The sequence below is a fragment of the Aurantiacibacter spongiae genome, from assembly GCF_003815535.1.
GTDB lineage: Bacteria > Pseudomonadota > Alphaproteobacteria > Sphingomonadales > Sphingomonadaceae > Alteraurantiacibacter > Alteraurantiacibacter spongiae.
In genome coordinates this window covers 1,690,025-1,710,927 of sequence record NZ_RPFZ01000001.1, presented here as the reverse complement: position 1 = coordinate 1,710,927, position 20,903 = coordinate 1,690,025, and the positions used below count along the sequence as shown (strand labels likewise).

Below are 20,903 nucleotides of genomic sequence, written 5' to 3'. Positions count from 1 at the left end.
GGCATCGTTGGAAGGCCATACCCCAACACCAGATGGAGAACGCAAATGTTCGAGAAGATGCGCATCAAGGAGCACATGGAAGTCGCCGACAGCAACGGTCAGCACGTCGGTACCGTCGACGAGGTCGAGGACGACCGGATCAAGCTGACCAAGTCCGATGCGAAGGACGACCTGCATCACTACCTGAAGCTCGACGACGTCGAGAAGATCGACGATAACCGTGTCTATCTGAAGGCCGGCGCGGCGGTGCCTCCGGGCGTGGGCGGCGCGAACGCCTGATCGTCCCGCATGACGTTTGGCAGACCCCGGCCCGCCACAGGCGCGGCCGGGGTTTTTCGCGCCTATTGCCCCGGCACCAGCGGATCGAGCAGTTCGTCGACGAACATCGCCACCAGCGTAGACTGGTTCCGGACCCCGGCCTTGGCGTAGACCTGGCTGAGCTGCGAACGCACCGTGCCCTGCGCTGCACCGCGCATCGCGGCGATTTGTGCGATGGTGCTCCCCTTCAGCGCGAACAGGGCGACCTCCGCCTCCGCCGGCGAGAGGTTCCACTGGCGGAAATGCCGTTCGATCACCGCGCTCATCGCACCGCGTGCGGCATCGAGCGCGCTGTCGCGGTGACGCGCCTCGTGCAGAACGCGCGTGGTGTGCCGCGCGCCCAGCACCACCCCCAAAAGCAGGGCAAGCGCGACCAGCCCTTCCATCACCACTTCGGCGCTCGGCCCGGTGCGCAGTTGCGGCAGCACGTCCTCTATTCCGTCCACGACGAAGTAGATCGCCGCGACGGCCTGCACCGCGACGATGAGGACAGCGCCGCCCAGCTGCGTCTCCAGCCGGCCTCGATCCGCACCTGACAGGTTCATACGCAATTGCTGATGCGGCTTTCCATCGGCCGCTGCTTATAGATTTTGCGCAGCCCCCGGCCAATCCTTTTGCGACGGCGTCGCCGTACCGACGGAAGGACCTTCGCATGACGCGGGACGAAAGGGAAATGCTGGCCAAGGTGCCGGCGGTGACACTCGGCTTCTGGATCGTGAAGATCCTTGCCACCACCTTCGGCGAGACGATGGGTGATACCGTCAGCATGAGCTGGCTGGGCGAGACGAGCGCGACCGCCGGCCAGTCCGGCGTCAACGGCTATGTCGTGGGCACCGCCATCTTCGGCGCGATCTTCGCGCTCTTCACTTTTCAGCAGGTGCGCGCCTCGCGCTTTCACCCCGCGCTCTACTGGGCGACCATCATCGCGTCCACCACGGTCGGCACGACGCTGGCGGATTTCGCGACACGCTCGCTCGGCATCGGCTATCCTGGCGGATCGGCGCTGCTGTTCGCGCTGGTGCTGATGTCGCTGTTCGTCTGGCACCGGTCCATCGGCACGATCTCCGCCGCATCGGTCCACCGGCGCGACGCTGAACTGTTCTACTGGCTGACGATCACCTTCTCGCAGACGCTGGGCACGGCGCTGGGCGATTGGGTGGCAGACGGTCCGCTCGGCTATCTCGGCGCGGCGGAAATCTTCGGCGGCGCGCTCATCGCGCTGGCCGTCGCCTATCGCTTTACGAAGGCGAACCGGGTCGCGCTGTTCTGGTCGGCCTTCATCCTGACCCGGCCGCTCGGCGCGGTGGTCGGCGATTTCCTCGACAAGCCCGTTGCCAGCGGCGGGCTCGAACTCAGCCGCCTCGCCGCCTCCATCGTGCTGGCCCTCGCCATCGTCGTCCTCGTCATCGTCCTGCCCCAGCGCCCCGAAACGGTGCGCGCGCAGGAGCACCTGGAATAGGCAACGTCAGATCGCCGGCGCGAGATCGAGCAGGGTGACTATTCCCAGCAGCAGCGCAGCCCCGGCAAGGCCGAGAGCGAACCATCGCATCGTACCCGAATTGACGGTATCCGCCCGCTTTCGGTCGGCCCGAAACAGGACGACGGCCATCAGCACGAGGATGACGACGATATAGGTCAGGGTTTCAGCCGCGCAGCGCCGTGATGAGCGCGGCGATCAGGAACAGCGCGCCCGCCAGCTCGAACAGGGCGAATGTCAGCGTTCCCGCGCGCGCCGCCGCCCTGTCCGCCCCGCGCTTGCGGAAGACGAAGCCGAGCGCGACGAAGACGACGCCCAGCGCCACCAGTCCCGGTATGCCCATGATGCGTCGTCTCCCTCCCGCGTGCGCCTACTGGCAGGCCAGACACTCGTCGTAATCGGTGGTCGGCAGTTCGTATTTCGCCGGGTCGGCCGTGTTGTCGGCCTCCACCCCGCCGGCGAAACCGGCACGCTGCACGCTCTTGGAGCGCAGGTAATAGAGCGATTTGACGCCTTTCTCCCATGCCTGGAAATGCAGCATCGCCAGATCCCACTTGTCGACATCTGCGGGGATGAAGAGGTTGAGGCTCTGCGCCTGGTCGATGAACGGCGTGCGGTCGGCAGCGAATTCGAGCAGCCAGCGCTGGTCGATCTCGAAGCTCGTCTTGTACGCGGCCTTTTCCTCCGCGGTCAGGAAATCGAGATGCTGGACCGAGCCGCCCTTCTCGAGGATCGAATTCCACACATTGGTGGAGTTCTTGCTCTTCTTGTCGAGCAGCTTTTCCAGATATGGATTCTTGACCACGAAGCTGCCCGAGAGGGTCTTGTGGGTGTAGATGTTGGCCGGGATCGGCTCGATGCACGCGCTGGTGCCGCCGCAGATGATGGAGATCGAGGCCGTCGGCGCGATCGCCATCTTGCAGGAGAAGCGCTCCATCGCGCCCATTTCCTCGGCATCGGGGCAGGGGCCGCGTTCATGCGCCAGCATCATGCTCGCTTCCTCCGCGCGGGCGGAGATGTGCTTGAACATCTTGAGGTTCCAGACCTTCGCCATCGGGCTTTCGAAGCCGATGCCCTTGGACTGGAGGAAAGAGTGGAAGCCCATCACGCCCATGCCCACGCTGCGTTCGCGCGCGGCGGAGTACTTGGCGCGCGCCATCTCGTCGGGCGCACGGTCGATATAGTCCTGCAGCACGTTGTCGAGGAAGCGCATGACATCCTCCACGAAGCGCTTGTCGCCGTTCCACTCGTCCCACTTTTCGAGGTTGAGCGAAGACAGGCAGCATACCGCCGTGCGGTCGTTGCCGAGATGGTCGATGCCGGTCGGCAGGGTGATTTCCGAGCACAGGTTGGAGGTCGACACCTTCAGCCCCAGCTCGCGGTGATGCTTGGGCATCATGCGGTTCACCGTGTCCGAGAACACGATGTAGGGCTCGCCCGTCGCCAGCCGCGTCTCGACCAGCTTCTGGAACAGGCTGCGCGCATCGACCTCGCCGCGCTGCGTGCCGTCCTTCGGGCTTTTCAGCGCGAACTTCTCGCCCGCGCGCACGGCCTCCATGAACTCATCGGTCAGAAGCACGCCGTGATGCAGGTTCAGCGCCTTGCGGTTGAAGTCGCCCGATGGCTTGCGGATCTCGAGGAATTCCTCGATTTCCGGGTGGCTCACGTCGAGATAGCAGGCCGCCGAACCGCGCCTCAGGCTTCCTTGGGATATGGCCAGCGTCAGCGAATCCATTACCCGCACGAAGGGGATGATGCCGCTGGTCTTGCCATTCAGGCCCACCGGTTCGCCGATGCCGCGGACATTGCCCCAGTAGGTGCCGATGCCGCCGCCCTTGCTGGCAAGCCAGACATTCTCGTTCCAGGTGCCGACGATGCCTTCGAGGCTGTCCTCGACGCTGTTGAGATAGCAGCTGATCGGCAGACCGCGCCCGGTGCCGCCGTTCGACAGGACGGGCGTTGCCGGCATGAACCAGAGGTTCGAAATGTAGTCGTAGATGCGCTGTGCGTGCGCCTCGTCATCGGCGTAGGCGTCGGCCACCCGGGCGAAGAGATCCTGATAGGTCTCGTTCGGCAGCAGATAGCGATCGTTGAGCGTCGCCTTGCCGAACTCGGTCAGGTTGGCGTCGCGCGCCGGATCGGTGCGAATCGTGAAGCGGCGCGGATTGACCGACCTGGAATCGCTCTTCGCCGCCTTTGCCGCCTCCGCCAATGCTCCGGCCGCGGCCAGCGCCGCTCCGCCATCGTCCGCCGAAGGGGCATCCACCAGCGCCTCGGTCCCTGCGTCTTTCCTGTCCATAGCCATTGCCTTGTCATCGGTGTTGCGGGGCGCCGCGGTATCCTCGACCGTCTCGCCGGCGTCGGTATCCGTCCCGCCGGCCATCGCCCCTTCATTGCCGCCTCGAAAATCCATCGTGCCCGTCCCCGTTTCCCTCGGCCCGGCGCGCTTGCCGCCGGCCCGTGATCCATCCCTTGCGCCCGTGGCGGTCTTGCGATTCGGCCGGACGGTGCCAGCCTAGCGATCCCCACGCGCCGGCAGGAGAAAACTTATCCCCCGCCTGCCCACAGCCGCCTTTTCCCGCACCTTCCCCGACGTCGATTCGGCAACCTCGCCAAGATGGTGGCGACGCCCCGCAAATCTAGGTCTTGTGGGTGAACCCCGAGTGACGACCACAACCCAAAGTGAATCAGGTGCGACTCGCGCGCAAGAGGGTTAAGCCAGGTTTACCGCGATCGGGAACGCCGGAGCAGGGTGTCTGGTGGCACAAACACGGTGCGACGCGTGGGTTCTCCACGGCTTGCGCGAGGTGCAAGGGGCATAATCGAATTGCGGAAAAAAAGTCCGCCGTCGCAACCCGCGCGATCGAACCCATCCTCACGCGCAAGGGTTGGAGCGGTCATGCGCCCGGCGGCACTGGACGCGCCGCGCCGGGCGGGGCATTGGGCGAGGCGGGTTCGCTGGCGGCGAGAAAGGACGACGGGACCGTGTTCGCATTCCTGAAAGCCATACCGCTCGGCATCGCGCTGACGGTCATCGTGTGTCTGTTCATGGGGTCGGGCGGCACGACCGGCGGACCGCTCAATATCCGCACCTTCCATTTCGAGGTGATGGAAACCGCCATCACCTTCTACTGGAGCTGGATGCTGTTCCTGGGGGCGACCGCGCTGGCCTTCTTCCTGTTCCTGATGATGGGCGACTGACGCGAAAAAGGGGCCCGCGTCGCCGCAGGCCCCTTCCCGTGTCCGTCTCGCGCCGACCGGCGGCCGGCGGGCGAGTGTCATTCCATTTCGTCGGCACGCTCGTTCAGCGCCTCGGCGCGGTTGTCGCCGATATCGTCGATTTCCTCGGCCCGGGCGTTGAGCGCGTCTTCCTGCGCGTCGGTCGGCGCCTCGTCGGCCATCTCTTCAAGCTGGCCGGCGCGATCATCGCCGACATTCTCGACCGCATCGGCGCGCTCCTCGAGCATGTCGCCACGCTCCTCGACGGCCGAATCCTGACCGCATGCGGCGACCAGGGTGGCGAGGGGAAGGGCGGCGAGCATGAGTGTCTTTTTCAAGATATCCTCCTGTTATCGTCTGTCGGTCCGGCGGCTTGGCCGAAGGTCTCGTGTATTCAACAGGACGAACAGGACAAATGTTCCAAGATTGTGACGAAAAGCGGGCAGACAGCCTCGCCGTTCGTCGGCGTGGCAACCCCGGTACCGCCCGTGCACCGCGTCCGCAGTACCCGGCGTACCGACGATACCGGAGAGCCACCGTCCGGCCGGAAGGTCAGACGGCGGGAGCGCGGGCGGTCGTGGAACCGAAGGCAAGAACCTCGCGCTCGGCCTGGGAGGAGGCGAGACGCAGCGCCTCCATGTCTCCAAGATCGGCGGTCAGGCGCCGGAAATCGCGATCGCTGGAGGCAAAGATGATGTTCGCCTGGAGATCGCCGCTCCGATAGGCGACCGGAATGTCGCTGCAGGCCTGCAGGCGCTCCACGGCTCGCAGCGCGGCGCGGCGCGCGGGAAGGTTGGCGCGGTGGTCGTACAGGCGGACGTTCACCGGCTTGCCGTCGACATCGAGCGAGAAACGCACCCGCACGATCCCCTGGGACGGCTGCACCCTGGCGAAAGGCCGGTCGACGATCACAAGCTGCCGGTCGAGGTCGCGATCGAGCGCCTCGCTCACGGCGGATGGCATGACGGTGATCTGGGGGAGCGCCTCGTCGTGCGCGAGGGTGGCGGCGGGGGCGGTGCTCACGCCGAGCAGAACGACGAATACCGCAGACAGGTCGAATTTACGCATCGGATCATCCCTTCGAGTGTGGATGATCGGCCCGGGGGCTATCGCTGGCACGGCGACCTGTTGGGGTAGTTTTTCTTCGAGGACACGCGAAACACTTCGGGTCGATCCCGGAAAATGTCCGCCTGCGGTTCGGACACGTCCGGTTCCCTTTCTACGCCAGATTGCCAAAAGTTAAACCAAATCGGGACAGGTTGACCGAAAATGACGCCGAACGGGTTTCTCAAGAAATCAAATATCTGCGTTTGCGGCTCGAAACAATAGTTTCGTGCGTTGCGACGATTTACGGCACGAGAACTGTATCCCGCGCGACCGGTGCGGTTTCGGGATAGTCCAGCGTGAAGTGCAGCCCCCGGCTTTCGTGGCGCATCAACGCACTCTCGACGATCAGGTCGGCGCATTGCAGGAGGTTGCGCAGTTCGATGAGGTCGGTCGTCACCTTGAACGCGCCGTAATATTCGTCGATCTCCTTGCGCAGCAGGGCGATACGGTTGGCGGCGCGTTCCAGCCGCTTGGTGGTTCGCACGATACCGACATAGTTCCACATCAGGCGCCGGATCTCGGTCCAGTTCTGCTTGATGACGACCTCCTCGTCCGAATCCGTGACGCGCGTATCGTCCCATTCGCGAATGGCGGGCGGGGGCGGGAACTCGCTCCAGCGGGAGAGAATGTCACGCGCCGCCGCCTCGCCGAAGACGAAGCATTCGAGCAGGCTGTTGGACGCGAGGCGGTTGGCCCCGTGCAACCCGCTCTCGGTACACTCGCCCGCGGCGTAGAGGCCCGGCAGGTCGGTGCGGCCGTCGAGGTCGATGACGATGCCGCCGCAGGTATAGTGCTGGGCGGGAACGACGGGGATGGGCTGCGCGGTCATGTCGATTCCCAGCGTCAGCAGCTTCTCGTGGATGGTGGGAAAGTGCTCCGTGACGAAGTCGGCCCTCTGGTGGCTGATGTCGAGATGCACGTAATCCAGGCCGAAGCGCTTGATCTGGTCGTCGATCGCCCGCGCCACCACGTCGCGCGGGGCCAGCTCCATGCGCTCCGGATCGTAATCGGCCATGAACCGGCGGCCGGTTTCGGGATGGATCAGCCGCCCGCCCTCGCCCCGCACCGCTTCGGTGATGAGGAAGTTCTTGACCTCGAGGTTGTACAGGCAGGTCGGATGGAACTGCATCATCTCCATGTTGGAAACGCGCGCGCCCGAGCGCCACGCCATCGCGATCCCGTCTCCGGTCGCGCCGCGCGGGGCGGTGGAGAACAGGTAGCAGCGCCCCGCCCCGCCCGCCGCCATCACGGTCGCCCGCGCGGTATGCGCCACCACGCGCCCGCTCGCCGTGTCGAGAGCGTAGACGCCCCAGACACGGCCCGCACCGGAATAGCGTTCCTCGTGCCGCCCGGTGATGAGCTCGATGCAGCTCTGGTCGGGCAGCAGCGTGATGTTGGGATTGTCCTGCGCCGCCTTCAGGAGCGCGGCCTGCACCGCCCAGCCGGTGGCGTCGTTCACATGCACGATGCGCCGGTGCGAATGACCGCCCTCGCGCGTCAGGTGCAGATCTTCGCCCTGGGCGTTGAACGGCACGCCGAGTTCCACCAGCCGGTCGATCGCCGCGGGCGCGCGCTCGATCACGAATTCGACCGTTCGCCTGTCATTGAGACCGGCCCCGGCGATCATGGTGTCGCGGATATGGTCCTCGAACGTGTCGCCCGCATCCAGCACCGCGGCGATTCCGCCCTGCGCCCAGGCGGTCGACCCGCTTGTCAGCGCGCCCTTGGCAAGCACCAGCACGCGCCGCTGCGTCGCGAGCGTGAGCGCGGCCGTCAGTCCCGCCGCGCCGGATCCGATCACGAGAACGTCATGGGTATGGGATGGGTTGATCATGCCCGGTCTTTGCCCACCCCGGCCCCCGCCCGCAACACAAGCTTTCGCCCGCCGCGCGGCCTTCGCGGGCGATTGTTGCGCCGACCCACGGCAAGGTGTTACGATGCGCTGCACAAACCGGGTCGGATTCGTGCCGTCATCGGGGGGGCCAGTGATGACCGAACACCAGTCCGCCACATCATCCGGTAGTCCCATTCTTCCGCGCCTTCTCTGCCGGCTCGGCCAGCATCGCCCGCGCGGGCGGCGCGCGGACTGGGACGGCGAGCAGTTCGTCAGCCGTTGCGAGTTCTGCGACCGGGCGATCCGCCGCGTGCGCAAGAAGCGCTGGGCAAGGATGCGCAAATGAGCGCCGCGCCTATGGACCCGGAACGCCGCAGGAGAATCGCCGCGCGTCGCGATGCGGGTCGCACCGATCCCCGGTCCGAGCCCGACCCCAGGGTCAGGGGCGACGTGGTTCCACGGTTGCGCGAGCTTGGCGTCGCCTTTCGGCCTGCACCCTTCGGCATCTGGACGCCGCCCTGGCTGACCGTGTCGGGGTCCGGCGTCCTGTGGCATGCCTCGCCCCCTGCCGACGTCATGGAAACCTACCGCCATCCGGATTACTGGCGCTACCCGCCGCTGCCGGGGGAGGACGAGGCGGACAGGGCGCGACGCGCCGATCAGGTCGCCGACATGCTCTGGCTGGTGGCCGAAGGGCAGGACCACGTCACGTTCGGCTACGATTCGCAGGCTACCGGCGTCGTCATCGCCGTTGCCGATGCCCTGCCGGTGCTCGAAACGCTGCTGCCCGAACGCGTCAAGGTATGGATCTGGGGACTTCCCAACTACTGGCTGATCGAGAGCGACGAGAGCACCTTCACGCTGCTTTCCCTGCCGCCCGAGCCGGACCGCGAGGACATTCACCGGCGTCATCTGCGCGAGGAAGCCTACGCGGCGCCGCTCGCCAGCGTCGTGGCCGCCGACGGGGGCGCCCTGCGGCTCGTCTCGCGCAGGGATGCGGCCCCGCCCCACCTGCGCCGTCCGCTCGCGCTGCCCGACTGGAAGACGCGCGAGAAGTCGCTCAAGGCCCTGGTCGAACGCGGCGACGTAGAAGGCCTGGCGGACGAGGTGCGCGCCTGGCTCGAAGCGCGCGCGCCGGGCGATGCCCCGCTCCTGATCGACCTGCGCCACGAGGACGCGCCGCTGATCGAGATCGCCGCCGCCACGCTGCTGTCGAGCTTTGCCGGCGTCGCGGCGCAGCTTCACCATGTCGACGAGACACCCGAGGGCGGTCTTGTTCGCACCGACGAACTGGTGATCTTCGCGCAGGACGCCGACTGGCGCCTCAAGCTCTACGCCACTGGCCCCTACTGGCGCGCCGAGGGCGCGGACTGACCCCGACCGGCCCGGACCGGCGGGGCGTGACGGGGTTCAGGTGACGGTCTGCCCGCTGCGCGCATCGGCGGCCTCGGTCAGCTGGACGAACACGTCCTCCAGATCGGCCTCGCGGGTGGTCACATCCTCTATCGTGAAGCCCTGCTGCTGGACCTTGGCCAGCACCTGCCCGGCGGTCATCTCCCCCTTGTCGAAGGTGATCTCGATCTGTCTTTCGCCGACCGCCTCGCACTTGTGGAAGCGCGGATCGGCGGGCAGGTCGGTCACGTCCTGATCGACCGTCACCGCGACGATCTTCTCGCCCATCATGCCGACCAGTTCGCGGGTCGGCTCGTTGGCGATGAGTTCGCCGTGATTGATGATCGCGATTCGCTCGCACAGCGCCTCGGCCTCCTCCAGGTAATGCGTGGTGAGGACGACGGTCACGCCTTCGGCATTGAGTTCGTTGACCAGATCCCACAACTGGCGGCGCAGTTCGACATCGACGCCGGCGGTCGGTTCGTCCAGCACCAGGATGGGCGGCGAATGGACCATGGCCTTGGCGATCAGCAGGCGGCGTTTCATCCCGCCCGACAGCGTGCGGGCATAGGCATCGCGCTTGTCCCACAGGCGCACCGCGCGCAGCAGTTCCTCGCTCCGGCGAAGCGCCTTGGCGACGCCGTAGAAGCCGCCCTGGTTTTCCAGCACCTCGAAGGGAGTGAAGAACGGATCGAACACGATTTCCTGCGGGACGATGCCGATATTGAGTTTGGCGTTGCGATGATCGCGGTCGATGTCGTGCCCCCAGACGCGCACCGTGCCGCCGGTCTTGTTGACCAGCCCAGCCATGATGTTGATGAGCGTCGACTTGCCCGCCCCGTTGGGGCCGAGCAGGCCGAACACCGCGCCTTCGGGCACGTCGAAGCTGACGCCCTTCAGCGCGAGCTTGGGGGCGGCATCGCCCTCGCCCGCATACTCCTTCACGAGATCGCGGATCTCGATGGCGGCGTCGGGATTGGGCGGCAGCGTCTGGGGCACGGTCATGGCTGGCCCCATGCGCCCTGCAATCGCGTGAGTAAACCCGTCCGCCGTGCGATGACCGCGCGATATTGCGGGAATCACGGGCAGGCGATAGGGCTTCGCGGCCATGGACCACGTACCCGAAACAACCATCGTCGATACCGCGCGCGTCTGGTGCGACGGGGCCGGCGACATTCGCGGCGGAGAGAACTACCTGCCCGCCAGCCTCGGCCATCCGCGCGTCTGGATGCAGATCGACGAGAAGGGCTATGTCGATTGCGGCTATTGCGACCGGCGCTTCATTCTCGAAGGCGGGCCGGCGGATCATGGCGCAGTGCCCGATTCGGCCGCGATGACGGGCGTGGACAAGGATGCCGGCGCCCCGCTGCCCAAGCAGGGCGACGGCCCGCAGGAACAGCCCGTCGAAGGATCCTGAGTGCCGGAACAAAGCGCGGTCAGGCGCGGTTAACAGGAAACCCGCTATTGTCTCGGGCAGGAGACAGGACATGAAGAAGACCCTTACCACCGTTGCCGCCGCAGCCGCCGCCCTTACCGCGGCCGCTGCCGTTCCCGCAGCCGCGCAAAGCCCCAGCGAGCGAGCGCAGGCACGCCTCGCACAAGACCTCGAGGGCCGCGTCGCCGGAGAGCCGACCTCGTGCATCAACGTCTACAGCACGTCGGGCCGCAGCCTGCGCGTGGTCGAGAATGTCGGCCTCGTCTACGAACGCGGCGATACCATCTGGGTGGCCCGTGCGCTCAATCCCGACCAGCTCGATTACTGGGATATTCCGGTCATCGAACGCTTCGGCGCCGGTTCGCGCCTGTGCAAATACGACGTGACGCGGACCATCGACCAGAGCGGTTTCTTCAGCGGCGTCGTCTTCCTTGATGATTTCGTGCCCTACACGAAGGTTGACGAAGACGACGGCTGACGCCGCCTGCCTGCTTGTCGTCGATCGGCGGCGGGCTTTGCAGAATTTCGCCCCCTTTCATGACCCGCTTCGCCCGACCGGCGAAGCGGGTCTTTCATCGGGGTATAACGACCCCAAGCGCTCGCGGGCGACCGGTGGCGATCATTCCAACCCGGCAGCAAGGTATTCGCACCATTCGCTCACCGGGCATTCCTTGCAACGGGGTTTGCGGGCGCGGCAGATGCGTTTGCCGAGCTGAATCAGCCAGAAATGTCCGTCCCGCTTCGCCCAGTCCGGCGTGCGCTCGTCGAGTTGCCGCGCAGTGCGTTCGGCGGTGCCGGCATCGGTCAGGCCGATGCGGTTGCATACGCGGTGAACGTGCGTGTCGACCGCGATCACGTCCTTCCCGAAGGTGAAGCTGAGAACGATATCGGCGCATTTGCGCCCGATTCCGGGTAAAGCCATCAACCCTTCCCGCGTGTCGGGTACGACCCCGCCACGTTCGCGCAGCAACGCCTTGCAAAAGCGGCGGATATTGCGCGCCTTCATGTTGTAGAGGCCGCATGGCCTGATCGCGCGGGCGATCGTCTGCTCGTCCAGCATCAGCATCCGCTCGGGCGTGTCAGCGATGGCGAACAGGGCCTTCGTAGCGGCAGCGGTGTTGCGGTCGAGCGACTGCGCCGAGAGCATGCAGGCCACGCAGGCGCGAAAGGCGTCGGGTTGCCCCTTCGGCCCCTTCGCGTTCGGCGTGCGCCCCGGCATCGTGCGGGCCAGTCGGCGATAGACCGCTTCCAAGTCGACCAGGGAAATCACGCGCGCTGCTTCCCCGTCTCGCACTCGGCCCGGATCGGGCAGCTGTCGCAATGGAGCCCCGATGGCCGGCAGTGCGTCTGCCCCAGTCGCTTCACCAGCAGGTGATGTTCGTCCACGTCGCGCGCGGACCATTCCCCCGGCAGGAGCGGCATGAGCGCGGCATAGGCGCGGGCGGTATCGGCGCGCGGGGGGACAAGACCGGTGCGCTGCATCACCCGGCGGTGGTGGCCGTCTATGACGAGCGCGCGGCGGTCGAAGCGGCTGGTGTTCATCACCCCTGCGGCGATCTTGCGCCCGACGCCGGGAAGCGTCTCGAGCCAGTCCATCGCCGTGTCGGTCGGCAGGTTGGACACGTGGCGCAGATCGACCGCGCCGCGCTCCGCGGCGATCGCGCTCAGGCACGCCTTCAATCGGGCGGAAACCATCGCCGGGAAGGTCGCGCTCGAAAGCACTTCGGCAATTCCGGCTTCCGGCGCCCGGGCTACGGCTTCCCAGCTTCCCCAGCGGGCCAGCAAGGCATCGGTGTTGGCATTGGAAAGATGGGTCTTCGTCCGCGCGCCGATCACGCCCTGCACCAGGGTCCACACCGGGTCGCGTCGCCTGTCATCATGCCGCGGGATGCGCCCGAACCGCGCGATCAGCGCCGCGTGAATGCGCGCCAGCGTCTCGCTGCGCGGATCGGAAAACAGCGAATGCACCCACCCGGCCCTAACGTCTGGCGCCGGGCGGGGCACTCGCCGGGCGCAAACTCACCGCATCAACTGACCGCGGATCGCTCCGTCGGGATACTGGCTGGTATGGACGTTGACGTAATACATCGAGGGATTGGCAGCGATCCCGTCCTGCAAGGACTGGCTGGCGTCCGAACATCCCTGATACTCGCCCTGGTTCGAGCGGTTGAGCGGAAACACCACGTCGCCGTTCGTACCGGCGGCGCCGCGGTGAATGTGCGCGGCGGTGATCGGGCCGATGCCGGTCACGTCCTTCAGTTCGTAACAGATCTGGCCCAGTTCGTCGGACAGGGATATTTCGGCGCGGCCCATGCCTTGCGGCGCGCCGCCCCCGACCTCGGCAGACCCGGTCAGATTGGCGTTGTAGGTGTCCGAGGTCGTCTCGACCGCGCCTTCCTCCAGTGTGGCACAGGCCGACAGGCCAAGCGCGCCGATGGCGATCATCGCATAGGACAGGTTTCTCATCGAATGTTCTCCTCACCGCATGAAATCATGCTGGCTGGGAAACGCCGGGGTGCGGCGCGATGTTCCGCATTTCGTCAGCTTTGGGGCAACGGGTCGCCGGGTCTCGCGCGCGACGGGTAGTCGACATAGCCGCGTGCGTCCCCGCCGTAATAGGTGCCGGGATCGGGCTCGTTCAGATCGCCTCCGGCGGCGATGCGCGCGGGCAGGTCGGGATTGGCGAGAAAGGCGCGCCCGAAAGCGACCGCGTCGGCATCGCCCCGCGCGATCCAGCCGGCAGCGTCCTCCGGCGAGAGGTTGCCGTTGGCGACGAACGTGCCGTCGAACGCCTCGCGCATGGCGGCGAGAATGCGATCGCCCTCGCTCTTTTCGCCGCCCGCCCCGCCGTGGTCCGTCGCCCGGACCACATGCAGGTAGGCAAGTCCGCGCCCGGACAGCAGGCGCGCAGCGGCCGGGTAGGTTTCGTGCGGATTGTCGTCGTGACTTCCGCCCGGCCCGCCAATCGGCGTCAGGCGCACGCCGACGCGTCCCGCCGGCAGTTCTTCGGTCAGCGCGTCGACCACCTCGCCCAGAAGGCGCAGGCGCTTCTCCAGCGTGCCGCCGTAATCATCGGTGCGCTTGTTCACCGAAGACCGCATGAACTGGTCGATCAGGTAGCCGTTCGCAGCGTGCAGCTCGACCCCGTCGAAGCCGGCACGGGCGGCCATGCGGGCGGCGTTGCGGTAATCGTCGACGACGGCGGCGATCTCGTCCCTCGTCAGGGCGCGGGCTTCCTGGTGGGGAACCTGCGGACCATCTTCGAGGTAATCGCCGACGAAAGCCTTGCCTTCGGGTGTCCACGCGCTGGAAGAGACGGGCTGCGCGCCGTCCGGCTGGAACACCGGATGGCTGATCGCGCCCACATGCCACAACTGGCAGAAGATTCGGCCCCCGGCGTCGTGCACCGCATCGGTGACAAGCTTCCAGCTATCAGCCTGTTCGGGCGTGTAGATGCCGGGCGTCCAAGCGTAGCCCTGCCCCTGCCGGCTTATCTGCGTCGCCTCCGACACGATCAGCCCCGCCCCGGCGCGCTGCGCGTAATAGAGGGCATGTAGCGGCGTCTGCTCGCTCGTTTCGCGGGTTGAGCGGGCGCGGGTCAGCGGGGCCATCCAGATGCGGTTGGAAAAGGTCAGGTCACCCGCGGTCACGGGTTCGAACAGCGGGGCGGTGTCGTTTTCGGGATCGTGGCGGGACATGGCGGCTCCTGTTCAATCGGTTGTCGAATGCAACCGGCAAGTGGGATTCGCGTTCCGCTGGGGCGAGGCAGCTATTCTACGCGGGCGCCAAGATCGCCTTCACGCGGGCGGTCGGGCGAGGGTCGCGAGGCCCGCTTCATTCCCACTCGATCGTGCCCGGCGGCTTGGAGGTGTAGTCGTACACCACGCGGTTGATGCCCTGCACTTCGTTCACGATGCGCGTCGCCGTGCGGGTGAGAAAGCTGGCGTCGAAGGGGTAGACGTCCGCCGTCATCCCGTCGGTGCTGGTCACGGCGCGCAGAGCGCAGACGTAGTCGTAGGTACGGTGGTCGCCCATCACCCCCACCGTCCGCACCGGCAGCAGTACGGCGAAGGCCTGCCAGATCGCATCGTAGAGACCGGCATTGCGGATCTCCTCGAGATAGATCGCGTCCGCCTTGCGCAGGATGTCCGCCCTGGCCTTGTCCACCGCGCCGGGAATACGGATCGCCAGCCCGGGACCGGGAAAGGGGTGGCGGCCCACGAACACGTCGGGCAGGCCCAGTTCGCGGCCGAGATCGCGCACCTCGTCCTTGAACAGTTCGCGCAAGGGTTCGACCAGCGCCATGTCCATGCGTTCGGGCAGACCGCCGACATTGTGGTGGGACTTGATCGTGACGCTCGGCCCGCCGGTGAAGCTGACGCTTTCGATGACGTCGGGATAGAGCGTGCCCTGGGCGAGGAAGTCGGCGCCGCCGATCCTGCGCGCTTCCTCCTCGAACACGTCGATGAAGGTCTTGCCGATGAACTTGCGCTTCCTTTCGGGGTCGGTTTCGCCTGCCAGCCCCGACATGAAGCGCTCCTCCGCATCGACGTGGACGAGGGGGATGTTGTAGTGCCCGCGGAACAGGCCGACCACCTGTTCCGCCTCTCCGGCGCGAAGCAGGCCGTGATCCACGAACACGCAGGTCAGCTGCTCGCCGATCGCCTCGTGAATGAGGACGGCGGCGACCGCGCTGTCGACCCCGCCCGACAGGCCGCAGATCACCTTGCCCTCGCCCACCTGCTCGCGGATCTCGGCGATCTTGGTGGCGCGGAATTCTGCCATGGTCCAGTCCCCGGCGAGCCCGCAGACATGGCGCGCGAAATTGGCCAGCAGCTTGCCGCCGTCCGGCGTGTGGACGACTTCGGGATGAAACTGCGTCCCGTAGAACCTGCGCGCCTCGTCCGCGATGACGGCGAAGGGCGCGCCGTCGCTGACCGCGACGATCTCGAAGCCGTCGGCGAACTGCGTGACCTTGTCGCCGTGGCTCATCCACACCTGGTGGCGCTCCCCTTCCCGCCACAGACCGTCGAACAGCGCGCACGGCTTCGTCACGGTGAGGAACGCGCGGCCGAATTCGCCGCCCTCGCCGGTTTCGTGCCCGGGTCGCACCTCTCCGCCGAGCTGGTGCGTCATGACCTGCTGCCCGTAGCAGATGCCGAGGATCGGCACCCCGGCCTCGAACAGCATCGGGGGTGCGCGGGGACTGTCTTCGTCGGGCACGCCGGCCGGGCTGCCCGACAGGATGATTCCCTTGGGCTGCAAACGTTCGAACGCCGCCTGGGCCTGCGTGAACGGCGCGATCTCGGAATAGACGCCGGCCTCGCGCACGCGGCGGGCGATGAGCTGCGTGACCTGACTGCCGAAATCGACGATCAGGATGGAATCGGGAAGGTGGTCTTTATCCATGACGCCATGCCTTTGGCGTGCAGCCACCGGCAAGTCCAGCCGACCGGAAACACGGGCCATCATGGTCAAGTTGCAAAACACGCAACACTTGTCATATATTTCGCATTTGCAACATTTTGTGTCGCACGCCATCTGCCCGCCCACAGACAGGGGACCAGCTTCGCCCGTCATTCCACAAAGATTTGAAAGTTAATTCCAATGCGTCACGTGCTCACCAACATCGCCGCCTCCGTGGCGGCTATCGTCATCTCCTCCACGCTGTTCACCGGCATCCTCGTCTGAGGCACCGGTAAGCATCGGTCCGGTCGACGCTCCTCCCCCGATCCCCCGAAGTCCCGGACCGTTCGATGGCCGCCCGCGCGAAAGCGTCGGGCGGCCATTTTCGTGTATGTTCAGGGAATCGGCCGGGCCTTCGCCTCAACCGCCGCCCAGTTCCCCGAGGCCCAGCGCCAGCAGCACGCCGAGCGCGGTAGCGATGCCGGCCGAGTAGCTGTCTTCCTTGAAAGCCTGGGGAAAGACCTCGGTCGACAGGCTGGCCACCACCGCTCCCGCCGCCACGCAGCGAATGATGCCGAGCGTGCCCTCGCCCGCGGTATCGAGCAGGAGGTTGCCGGCGATCGCCGCTACCGACAGCAAGGCTGCCGTGCCGCCCCACAACAGCATGGCGCGCCCTTTCGAAATGCCGGAACCGGCCATCTCCTTGGCTCCCCCGGCGGCCTCCGGCAGATTGGACAGGAGGATCGAACCGGCAAGAGCCGCGACTTCCATCGGCCCCGCGCCGATCAGCGCCACGCCAAGCGCGAGGTTTTCCGGGATACCGTCGAGCGTGATCGCCGCCAGCAGGCCGCCGCCCTGCTCCGATCCCCATTTCTCGTTGATCAGGTAGTCGACGGCGGTGAACACCACGGCGCCCACCGCCACGCCGACGAACGCCGGCAGAAGCCCGGCCTTGTCCACGCTCGGCTCGATCAGTTCGGTTACCACCGACAGCAGCAGCGATCCCCCCGCCAGCGCGACGAGGAAACCTTCCACGGGTTTCGACAGCGAGCCGTAGATGCCCCACGCCGCCCCGGCGAGCAGCGCGCCCGATACCACCAGCACCACGATCAGCGTCATCATCATGGCTACCGCCCCTAAGCCTGTCAGGGGGGAGATCGCAACCGGTGGAAAAGCCTTCGCGCGCCCGCACGCGCGATTTGGGTTTTCGCACCGCAAACCCTATATGATCGACATGGACGAGACACCCGAAACCACCCCCGAACCGATCCCCGCAGATACCCATCGCAAGGGCCAGTACGGCGCGGAAAGCATCAAGGTGCTGAAGGGGCTGGATGCGGTCCGCAAGCGGCCCGGCATGTATATCGGCGATACCGACGACGGTTCAGGCCTGCACCACATGGTCTTCGAGGTGAGCGACAATGCCATCGACGAGGCGCTGGCCGGCCATTGCGACCTGGTTCTGATCGAGCTCAACACCGACGGCAGCGTTTCCGTGGAGGACAACGGTCGCGGCATTCCGGTCGACATCCACAAGGAGGAAGGCGTCTCCGCCGCCGAGGTCATCATGACCCAGCTTCACGCGGGCGGAAAGTTCGAGAACACCAGCGACGACAATGCCTACAAGGTTTCGGGCGGGCTGCACGGCGTGGGCGTATCCGTCGTCAACGCGCTGTCCGAATGGCTGGAACTGCGCGTCTGGCGCGACGGCAAGGAACACTGGATGCGCTTCGAGAACGGCGATGCGGTGGAACCGCTGCGCGTCGTCGGCGACGCGCCGCCCGTCGCCAGCAACGGGGACGAGGACGGGCTGAAGAAGGGCACCCGCGTTACTTTCAAGGCAAGCGAGGAGACGTTCAAGAACGTCATCGAATTCGATTTCGAGAAGCTGGAACACCGCTACCGCGAGCTCGCCTTTCTCAATTCGGGCGTGCGGATCCTGTTGCGCGACAACCGGCACGAGGAACCGCTCGAGCACGATCTGTTCTACGAAGGCGGCATCGCGGCGTTCGTGAAGTATCTCGACCGCAACAAGCAGGCGATGATTCCCGAGCCGATCTCGGTCTCCGCCGAGAAGGACGGCATCGGCATCGACGTCGCGCTGGAATGGAACGACAGCTATTACGAGAACGTCCTCACCTTCACCAACAACATCCCGCAGCGCGACGGGGGCACCCACCTCGCCGCCTTTCGCGCGGCGCTGACCCGCACGCTCAACAATTACGCCGCCAATGCCGGCTTGCTGAAGAACGCCAAGGTCTCCCTTTCCGGGGAGGACATGCGCGAAGGGCTGACCGCCATCGTCAGCGTGAAGCTGCCCGATCCCAAGTTCGGCAGCCAGACGAAGGACAAGCTGGTGAGTTCCGAGGTCCGCCAGCCGCTCGAAAGCCTGATGGGCGAGAAGATGACGGAATGGCTGGAGGAAAATCCGGCCGACGCGAAGAACATCGTCCAGAAGATCATCGACGCCGCCGCCGCGCGCGAGGCCGCCCGCAAGGCCCGCGAGATGAGCCGCAAGGGGGCGATGAGCGTCGCCAGCCTGCCGGGCAAGCTCAGCGACTGCCGCGAACGCGATCCGGCGAAGTCCGAAATCTTCCTGGTCGAGGGCGATAGCGCCGGCGGCTCGGCCAAGAGCGGTCGCGATTCCAAGTATCAGGCGATCCTGCCGCTGAAGGGCAAGATCCTGAACGTCGAGCGCGCCCGGTTCGACCGGATCATCTCCTCGAAGGAGGTCGGCACGCTCATCCAGGCCATGGGCACCGGGCTGCGCGACGAGTTCAACCTCGAAAAGCTGCGCTACCACAAGATCGTCATCATGACGGACGCCGACGTGGACGGCGCGCATATCCGCACGCTGCTGCTCACCTTCTTCCACCGCCAGATGCCCGAGATCATCAAGGCCGGGCACCTGTTCATCGCCCAGCCGCCGCTGTTCAAGGTCGCCAAGGGGAAGAGCGAGGTCTATCTGAAGGACCAGGGCGCGCTGGACCGGCATCTGGTGCAGGCGGGCCTGTCGGACCGTCTGCTCGAGACGCAGGGCGGCGCGCGCGCCGGGGCCGATCTTGCGGACCTGGTCGAACAGGCGCTGCTGCTGAAGAACCTCATCGGCTTCGCCCCGCGGAAATACGATCCCGCGGTGATCGAGGCGATGGCGCTGGCGGGCGCGCTCGAACCGGGGCTTTCCGGCGAAGCGATGGACGCAGCGCTCGCCCGTGCGGCGGCGCAGATGCAGATGGGCGATCCGGAGGCCGAATGGTCTGCGCGCACCGCCCGCGACGGCGGGGCACGGTTCGACCGAATCTGGCGCGGCGTGACCGACGTCCATCTGATCGAGGCGAAGTTCCTCGGCAGCGCGGAGGCGCGCAAGCTACACCGCCGCGGCGTCGAGCAGGCGGAAACCTACGCCGCACCCTCGCGCCTGGTAAAGGCCGGCGGCGGGGCGGCGGAGCCGGAACCGGTGGAGGACAATCCGGACGAGACCGATGCCGAAAGTCCGGCCTTCGACCCCGAGACGGCCATCACCCGGCCTACCCAATTGCTCGACGCCGTCCTGGCGGCGGGGCGCAAGGGCCTGTCGATCAGCCGCTACAAGGGTCTGGGCGAGATGAACGCGGAGCAGCTCTGGGAAACCACGCTCGACCCGGACAACCGTGAATTGCTGCAGGTGAAGGTCGAGGATGCCGACGTGACCGACGAGATTTTCACCCGGCTCATGGGCGATGTCGTCGAACCGCGCCGAGAGTTCATTCAGGACAACGCGCTGAACGTCGCCAATCTGGACGTCTGAAGCGGAACGGGCCGTCGCTTTCTGCGGCAACGACGACCCGTTCCCACGCCGTCAGTCGCGGCGAATCTCCACCCGGTCCGCATGGCCATCGCCGTCGCGGTCGCGGCGAACGATATCGGCGTCCCCGTCGCCGTCGAGGTCGCGCCCCCGGGTGTCCGCATGTCCGTCGCCGTCGAGATCGGCGGTGACCGTTCCGTCATTGGCGGGCCGGCCCGTCGCGCGGGTGTTCATCGTATCGGTTACGGGCGTGGGTCGATGCGAGGTCGCCCCGCTTTCCGCCCTGCCGCTGGTCGCCGTCGTGGCCGCGGGCGAGGCGCCCCGTTCGGCATCGCTCACCAGCCTGTCATAGAGCGCCTCGTAATGCTTCATTGCCTGGCGCATGTCCTCGGTTGTGGTTTCCCCGGTGTTGTGGCGGTCGGCGATGTCGTGGCCCGCACGGTAGTGGCGGGCGACGTCGGCATGGTTGACGGTCAGATCCTCGAACCGGTGATCGAAGTCGGCCATCGGAAAGCCCTTGGCCGTCATCATCGTCGCCAGCATCCGGTCGGCGTGGAGCACGGCTTCCGTCGGGCTGTCGACGAAGACCGATTTCACCTCCCGCCATTCGTCGGCGAAGCGGGCGTGTTCCTCGCTGGTCAGGGGGCGGATGTCGAGGGTCTTCACCCGCTCCTCGCGGGCCTCTAGGTTGGCTTCGGCGGCATCGCGCCCGCCCTGTGCCTCGAGCGTACGGTCGTATTCCTCGCCGAACTGGTCGCGCAGGTGATCGGTGCGCTTCTTGCGAATGCTCGCCCAGATGGCAAAGGCGATGAGTATCACCGCGATGACGATGATGATGGTCAATATGTTCTGGTCCATCGGATTTCTCCAGTCTGGACCCCGCCCTCATTAGCCGATCAACACTGGGCAGGCCGGGGCGTTCCAGCCCATG

Annotated in this window: 23 protein-coding genes; 8 read left to right on the top strand and 15 right to left on the bottom strand. The window is 66.3% G+C overall.

Annotation, left to right across the window (positions count from 1 at the left end; genetic code table 11):
• The first annotated feature begins 45 nt into the window (after positions 1-45).
• The gene (locus EG799_RS08320; RefSeq protein WP_123880256.1) at positions 46-279 is read left to right on the top strand and encodes a DUF2171 domain-containing protein; all 234 of its coding nucleotides are present in this window, start codon (positions 46-48) and stop codon (positions 277-279) included.
• 62 nt (positions 280-341) lie between these two features.
• Here the strand turns inward: EG799_RS08320 and EG799_RS08315 are convergent, their stop codons facing one another.
• Positions 342-863, bottom strand: coding sequence for a helix-turn-helix transcriptional regulator (locus tag EG799_RS08315; RefSeq protein ID WP_234029080.1), 522 nt, complete (start codon positions 861-863; stop codon positions 342-344).
• A gap of 107 nt (positions 864-970) precedes the next feature.
• Here EG799_RS08315 and EG799_RS08310 point away from each other — a divergent pair, with 107 nt between their 5' ends.
• Complete coding sequence (locus tag EG799_RS08310; protein ID WP_123880254.1) at positions 971-1,777, top strand: COG4705 family protein; 807 nt, start codon at positions 971-973, stop codon at positions 1,775-1,777.
• A gap of 6 nt (positions 1,778-1,783) precedes the next feature.
• Here the strand turns inward: EG799_RS08310 and EG799_RS13985 are convergent, their stop codons facing one another.
• From EG799_RS13985 to EG799_RS08305, 3 genes are read right to left on the bottom strand one after another with little or no spacing between them, the layout of a single operon-like run.
• The gene (locus tag EG799_RS13985; RefSeq protein WP_158611043.1) at positions 1,784-1,927 is read right to left on the bottom strand and encodes a hypothetical protein; all 144 of its coding nucleotides are present in this window, start codon (positions 1,925-1,927) and stop codon (positions 1,784-1,786) included.
• Between the two features lie 34 nt (positions 1,928-1,961).
• Positions 1,962-2,138, bottom strand: a complete 177-nt coding sequence (locus EG799_RS13980) for a hypothetical protein (RefSeq protein WP_158611042.1) — start codon at positions 2,136-2,138, stop codon at positions 1,962-1,964.
• Positions 2,139-2,165: 27 nt separating this feature from the next.
• On the bottom strand, positions 2,166-4,208 hold the full coding sequence (locus tag EG799_RS08305; protein ID WP_123880252.1) for a ribonucleoside-diphosphate reductase subunit alpha: 2,043 nt from the start codon (positions 4,206-4,208) through the stop codon (positions 2,166-2,168).
• Between the two features lie 572 nt (positions 4,209-4,780).
• Here EG799_RS08305 and EG799_RS08300 point away from each other — a divergent pair.
• Positions 4,781-4,996 (top strand): hypothetical protein, encoded by a 216-nt coding sequence (locus EG799_RS08300; RefSeq protein WP_123880250.1) that lies wholly within the window; start codon positions 4,781-4,783, stop codon positions 4,994-4,996.
• 77 nt (positions 4,997-5,073) lie between these two features.
• On the opposite strand, the gene EG799_RS08295 is transcribed toward EG799_RS08300, so the two are convergent.
• From EG799_RS08295 to nadB, 3 genes are all read right to left on the bottom strand, one after another.
• Positions 5,074-5,352, bottom strand: coding sequence for a hypothetical protein (locus tag EG799_RS08295; RefSeq protein ID WP_234029079.1), 279 nt, complete (start codon positions 5,350-5,352; stop codon positions 5,074-5,076).
• A gap of 214 nt (positions 5,353-5,566) precedes the next feature.
• Positions 5,567-6,082, bottom strand: a complete 516-nt coding sequence (locus tag EG799_RS08290; RefSeq protein ID WP_123880248.1) for an energy transducer TonB — start codon at positions 6,080-6,082, stop codon at positions 5,567-5,569.
• A 280-nt stretch (positions 6,083-6,362) separates the two neighbouring features.
• Entirely contained in the window at positions 6,363-7,955 is a 1,593-nt protein-coding gene (gene nadB, locus EG799_RS08285) for an L-aspartate oxidase (protein ID WP_123880246.1), read from the bottom strand.
• Between the two features lie 154 nt (positions 7,956-8,109).
• On the opposite strand from nadB, the gene EG799_RS08280 reads away from it, so the two are divergent.
• Both EG799_RS08280 and EG799_RS08275 read left to right on the top strand, forming a co-directional pair.
• Positions 8,110-8,301, top strand: coding sequence for a hypothetical protein (locus EG799_RS08280; protein ID WP_123880244.1), 192 nt, complete (start codon positions 8,110-8,112; stop codon positions 8,299-8,301).
• Complete coding sequence (locus tag EG799_RS08275) at positions 8,298-9,329, top strand: hypothetical protein (RefSeq protein ID WP_123880242.1); 1,032 nt, start codon at positions 8,298-8,300, stop codon at positions 9,327-9,329. Before EG799_RS08280 ends, EG799_RS08275 begins: the two co-directional genes overlap by 4 nt.
• 36 nt (positions 9,330-9,365) lie before the next feature.
• On the opposite strand, the gene EG799_RS08270 is transcribed toward EG799_RS08275, so the two are convergent.
• Positions 9,366-10,352, bottom strand: coding sequence for an ABC transporter ATP-binding protein (locus EG799_RS08270; protein WP_123880240.1), 987 nt, complete (start codon positions 10,350-10,352; stop codon positions 9,366-9,368).
• A gap of 103 nt (positions 10,353-10,455) precedes the next feature.
• Between EG799_RS08270 and EG799_RS08265 the strand changes: the two genes are divergently transcribed.
• Positions 10,456-10,764, top strand: coding sequence for a zinc-finger domain-containing protein (locus tag EG799_RS08265; protein ID WP_123880238.1), 309 nt, complete (start codon positions 10,456-10,458; stop codon positions 10,762-10,764).
• Positions 10,765-10,834: 70 nt separating this feature from the next.
• Entirely contained in the window at positions 10,835-11,260 is a 426-nt protein-coding gene (locus tag EG799_RS08260; protein ID WP_123880236.1) for a hypothetical protein, read from the top strand.
• A gap of 141 nt (positions 11,261-11,401) precedes the next feature.
• On the opposite strand, the gene EG799_RS08255 is transcribed toward EG799_RS08260, so the two are convergent.
• The 6 genes from EG799_RS08255 to EG799_RS08235 all read right to left on the bottom strand — a co-directional run bounded on the left by EG799_RS08255 (position 11,402) and on the right by EG799_RS08235 (position 17,313).
• Positions 11,402-12,052, bottom strand: a complete 651-nt coding sequence (locus EG799_RS08255; RefSeq protein WP_199798278.1) for an endonuclease III domain-containing protein — start codon at positions 12,050-12,052, stop codon at positions 11,402-11,404.
• Positions 12,049-12,750, bottom strand: a complete 702-nt coding sequence (locus EG799_RS14125) for an endonuclease III domain-containing protein (protein ID WP_199798277.1) — start codon at positions 12,748-12,750, stop codon at positions 12,049-12,051. Before EG799_RS14125 ends, EG799_RS08255 begins: the two co-directional genes overlap by 4 nt.
• Positions 12,751-12,801: 51 nt before the next feature.
• Complete coding sequence (locus tag EG799_RS08250) at positions 12,802-13,248, bottom strand: CHRD domain-containing protein (RefSeq protein WP_123880232.1); 447 nt, start codon at positions 13,246-13,248, stop codon at positions 12,802-12,804.
• 74 nt (positions 13,249-13,322) lie between these two features.
• A complete protein-coding gene (locus EG799_RS08245; RefSeq protein ID WP_123880230.1) occupies positions 13,323-14,480 on the bottom strand; it encodes an alkene reductase in 1,158 nt (385 codons plus the stop codon).
• A 136-nt stretch (positions 14,481-14,616) separates the two neighbouring features.
• Positions 14,617-16,191: a glutamine-hydrolyzing GMP synthase gene (guaA, locus tag EG799_RS08240; RefSeq protein WP_123880228.1), complete on the bottom strand. Its 1,575-nt coding sequence runs from the start codon at positions 16,189-16,191 to the stop codon at positions 14,617-14,619.
• A 417-nt stretch (positions 16,192-16,608) separates the two neighbouring features.
• Positions 16,609-17,313, bottom strand: a complete 705-nt coding sequence (locus tag EG799_RS08235; RefSeq protein WP_123880226.1) for a ZIP family metal transporter — start codon at positions 17,311-17,313, stop codon at positions 16,609-16,611.
• Positions 17,314-17,422: 109 nt separating this feature from the next.
• On the opposite strand from EG799_RS08235, the gene gyrB reads away from it, so the two are divergent.
• Positions 17,423-19,975 (top strand): DNA topoisomerase (ATP-hydrolyzing) subunit B, encoded by a 2,553-nt coding sequence (gene gyrB / locus EG799_RS08230; protein ID WP_123882967.1) that lies wholly within the window; start codon positions 17,423-17,425, stop codon positions 19,973-19,975.
• Positions 19,976-20,026: 51 nt separating this feature from the next.
• On the opposite strand, the gene EG799_RS08225 is transcribed toward gyrB, so the two are convergent.
• Positions 20,027-20,830 (bottom strand): hypothetical protein, encoded by an 804-nt coding sequence (locus EG799_RS08225; RefSeq protein ID WP_123880225.1) that lies wholly within the window; start codon positions 20,828-20,830, stop codon positions 20,027-20,029.
• Positions 20,831-20,903: the final 73 nt, after the last annotated feature.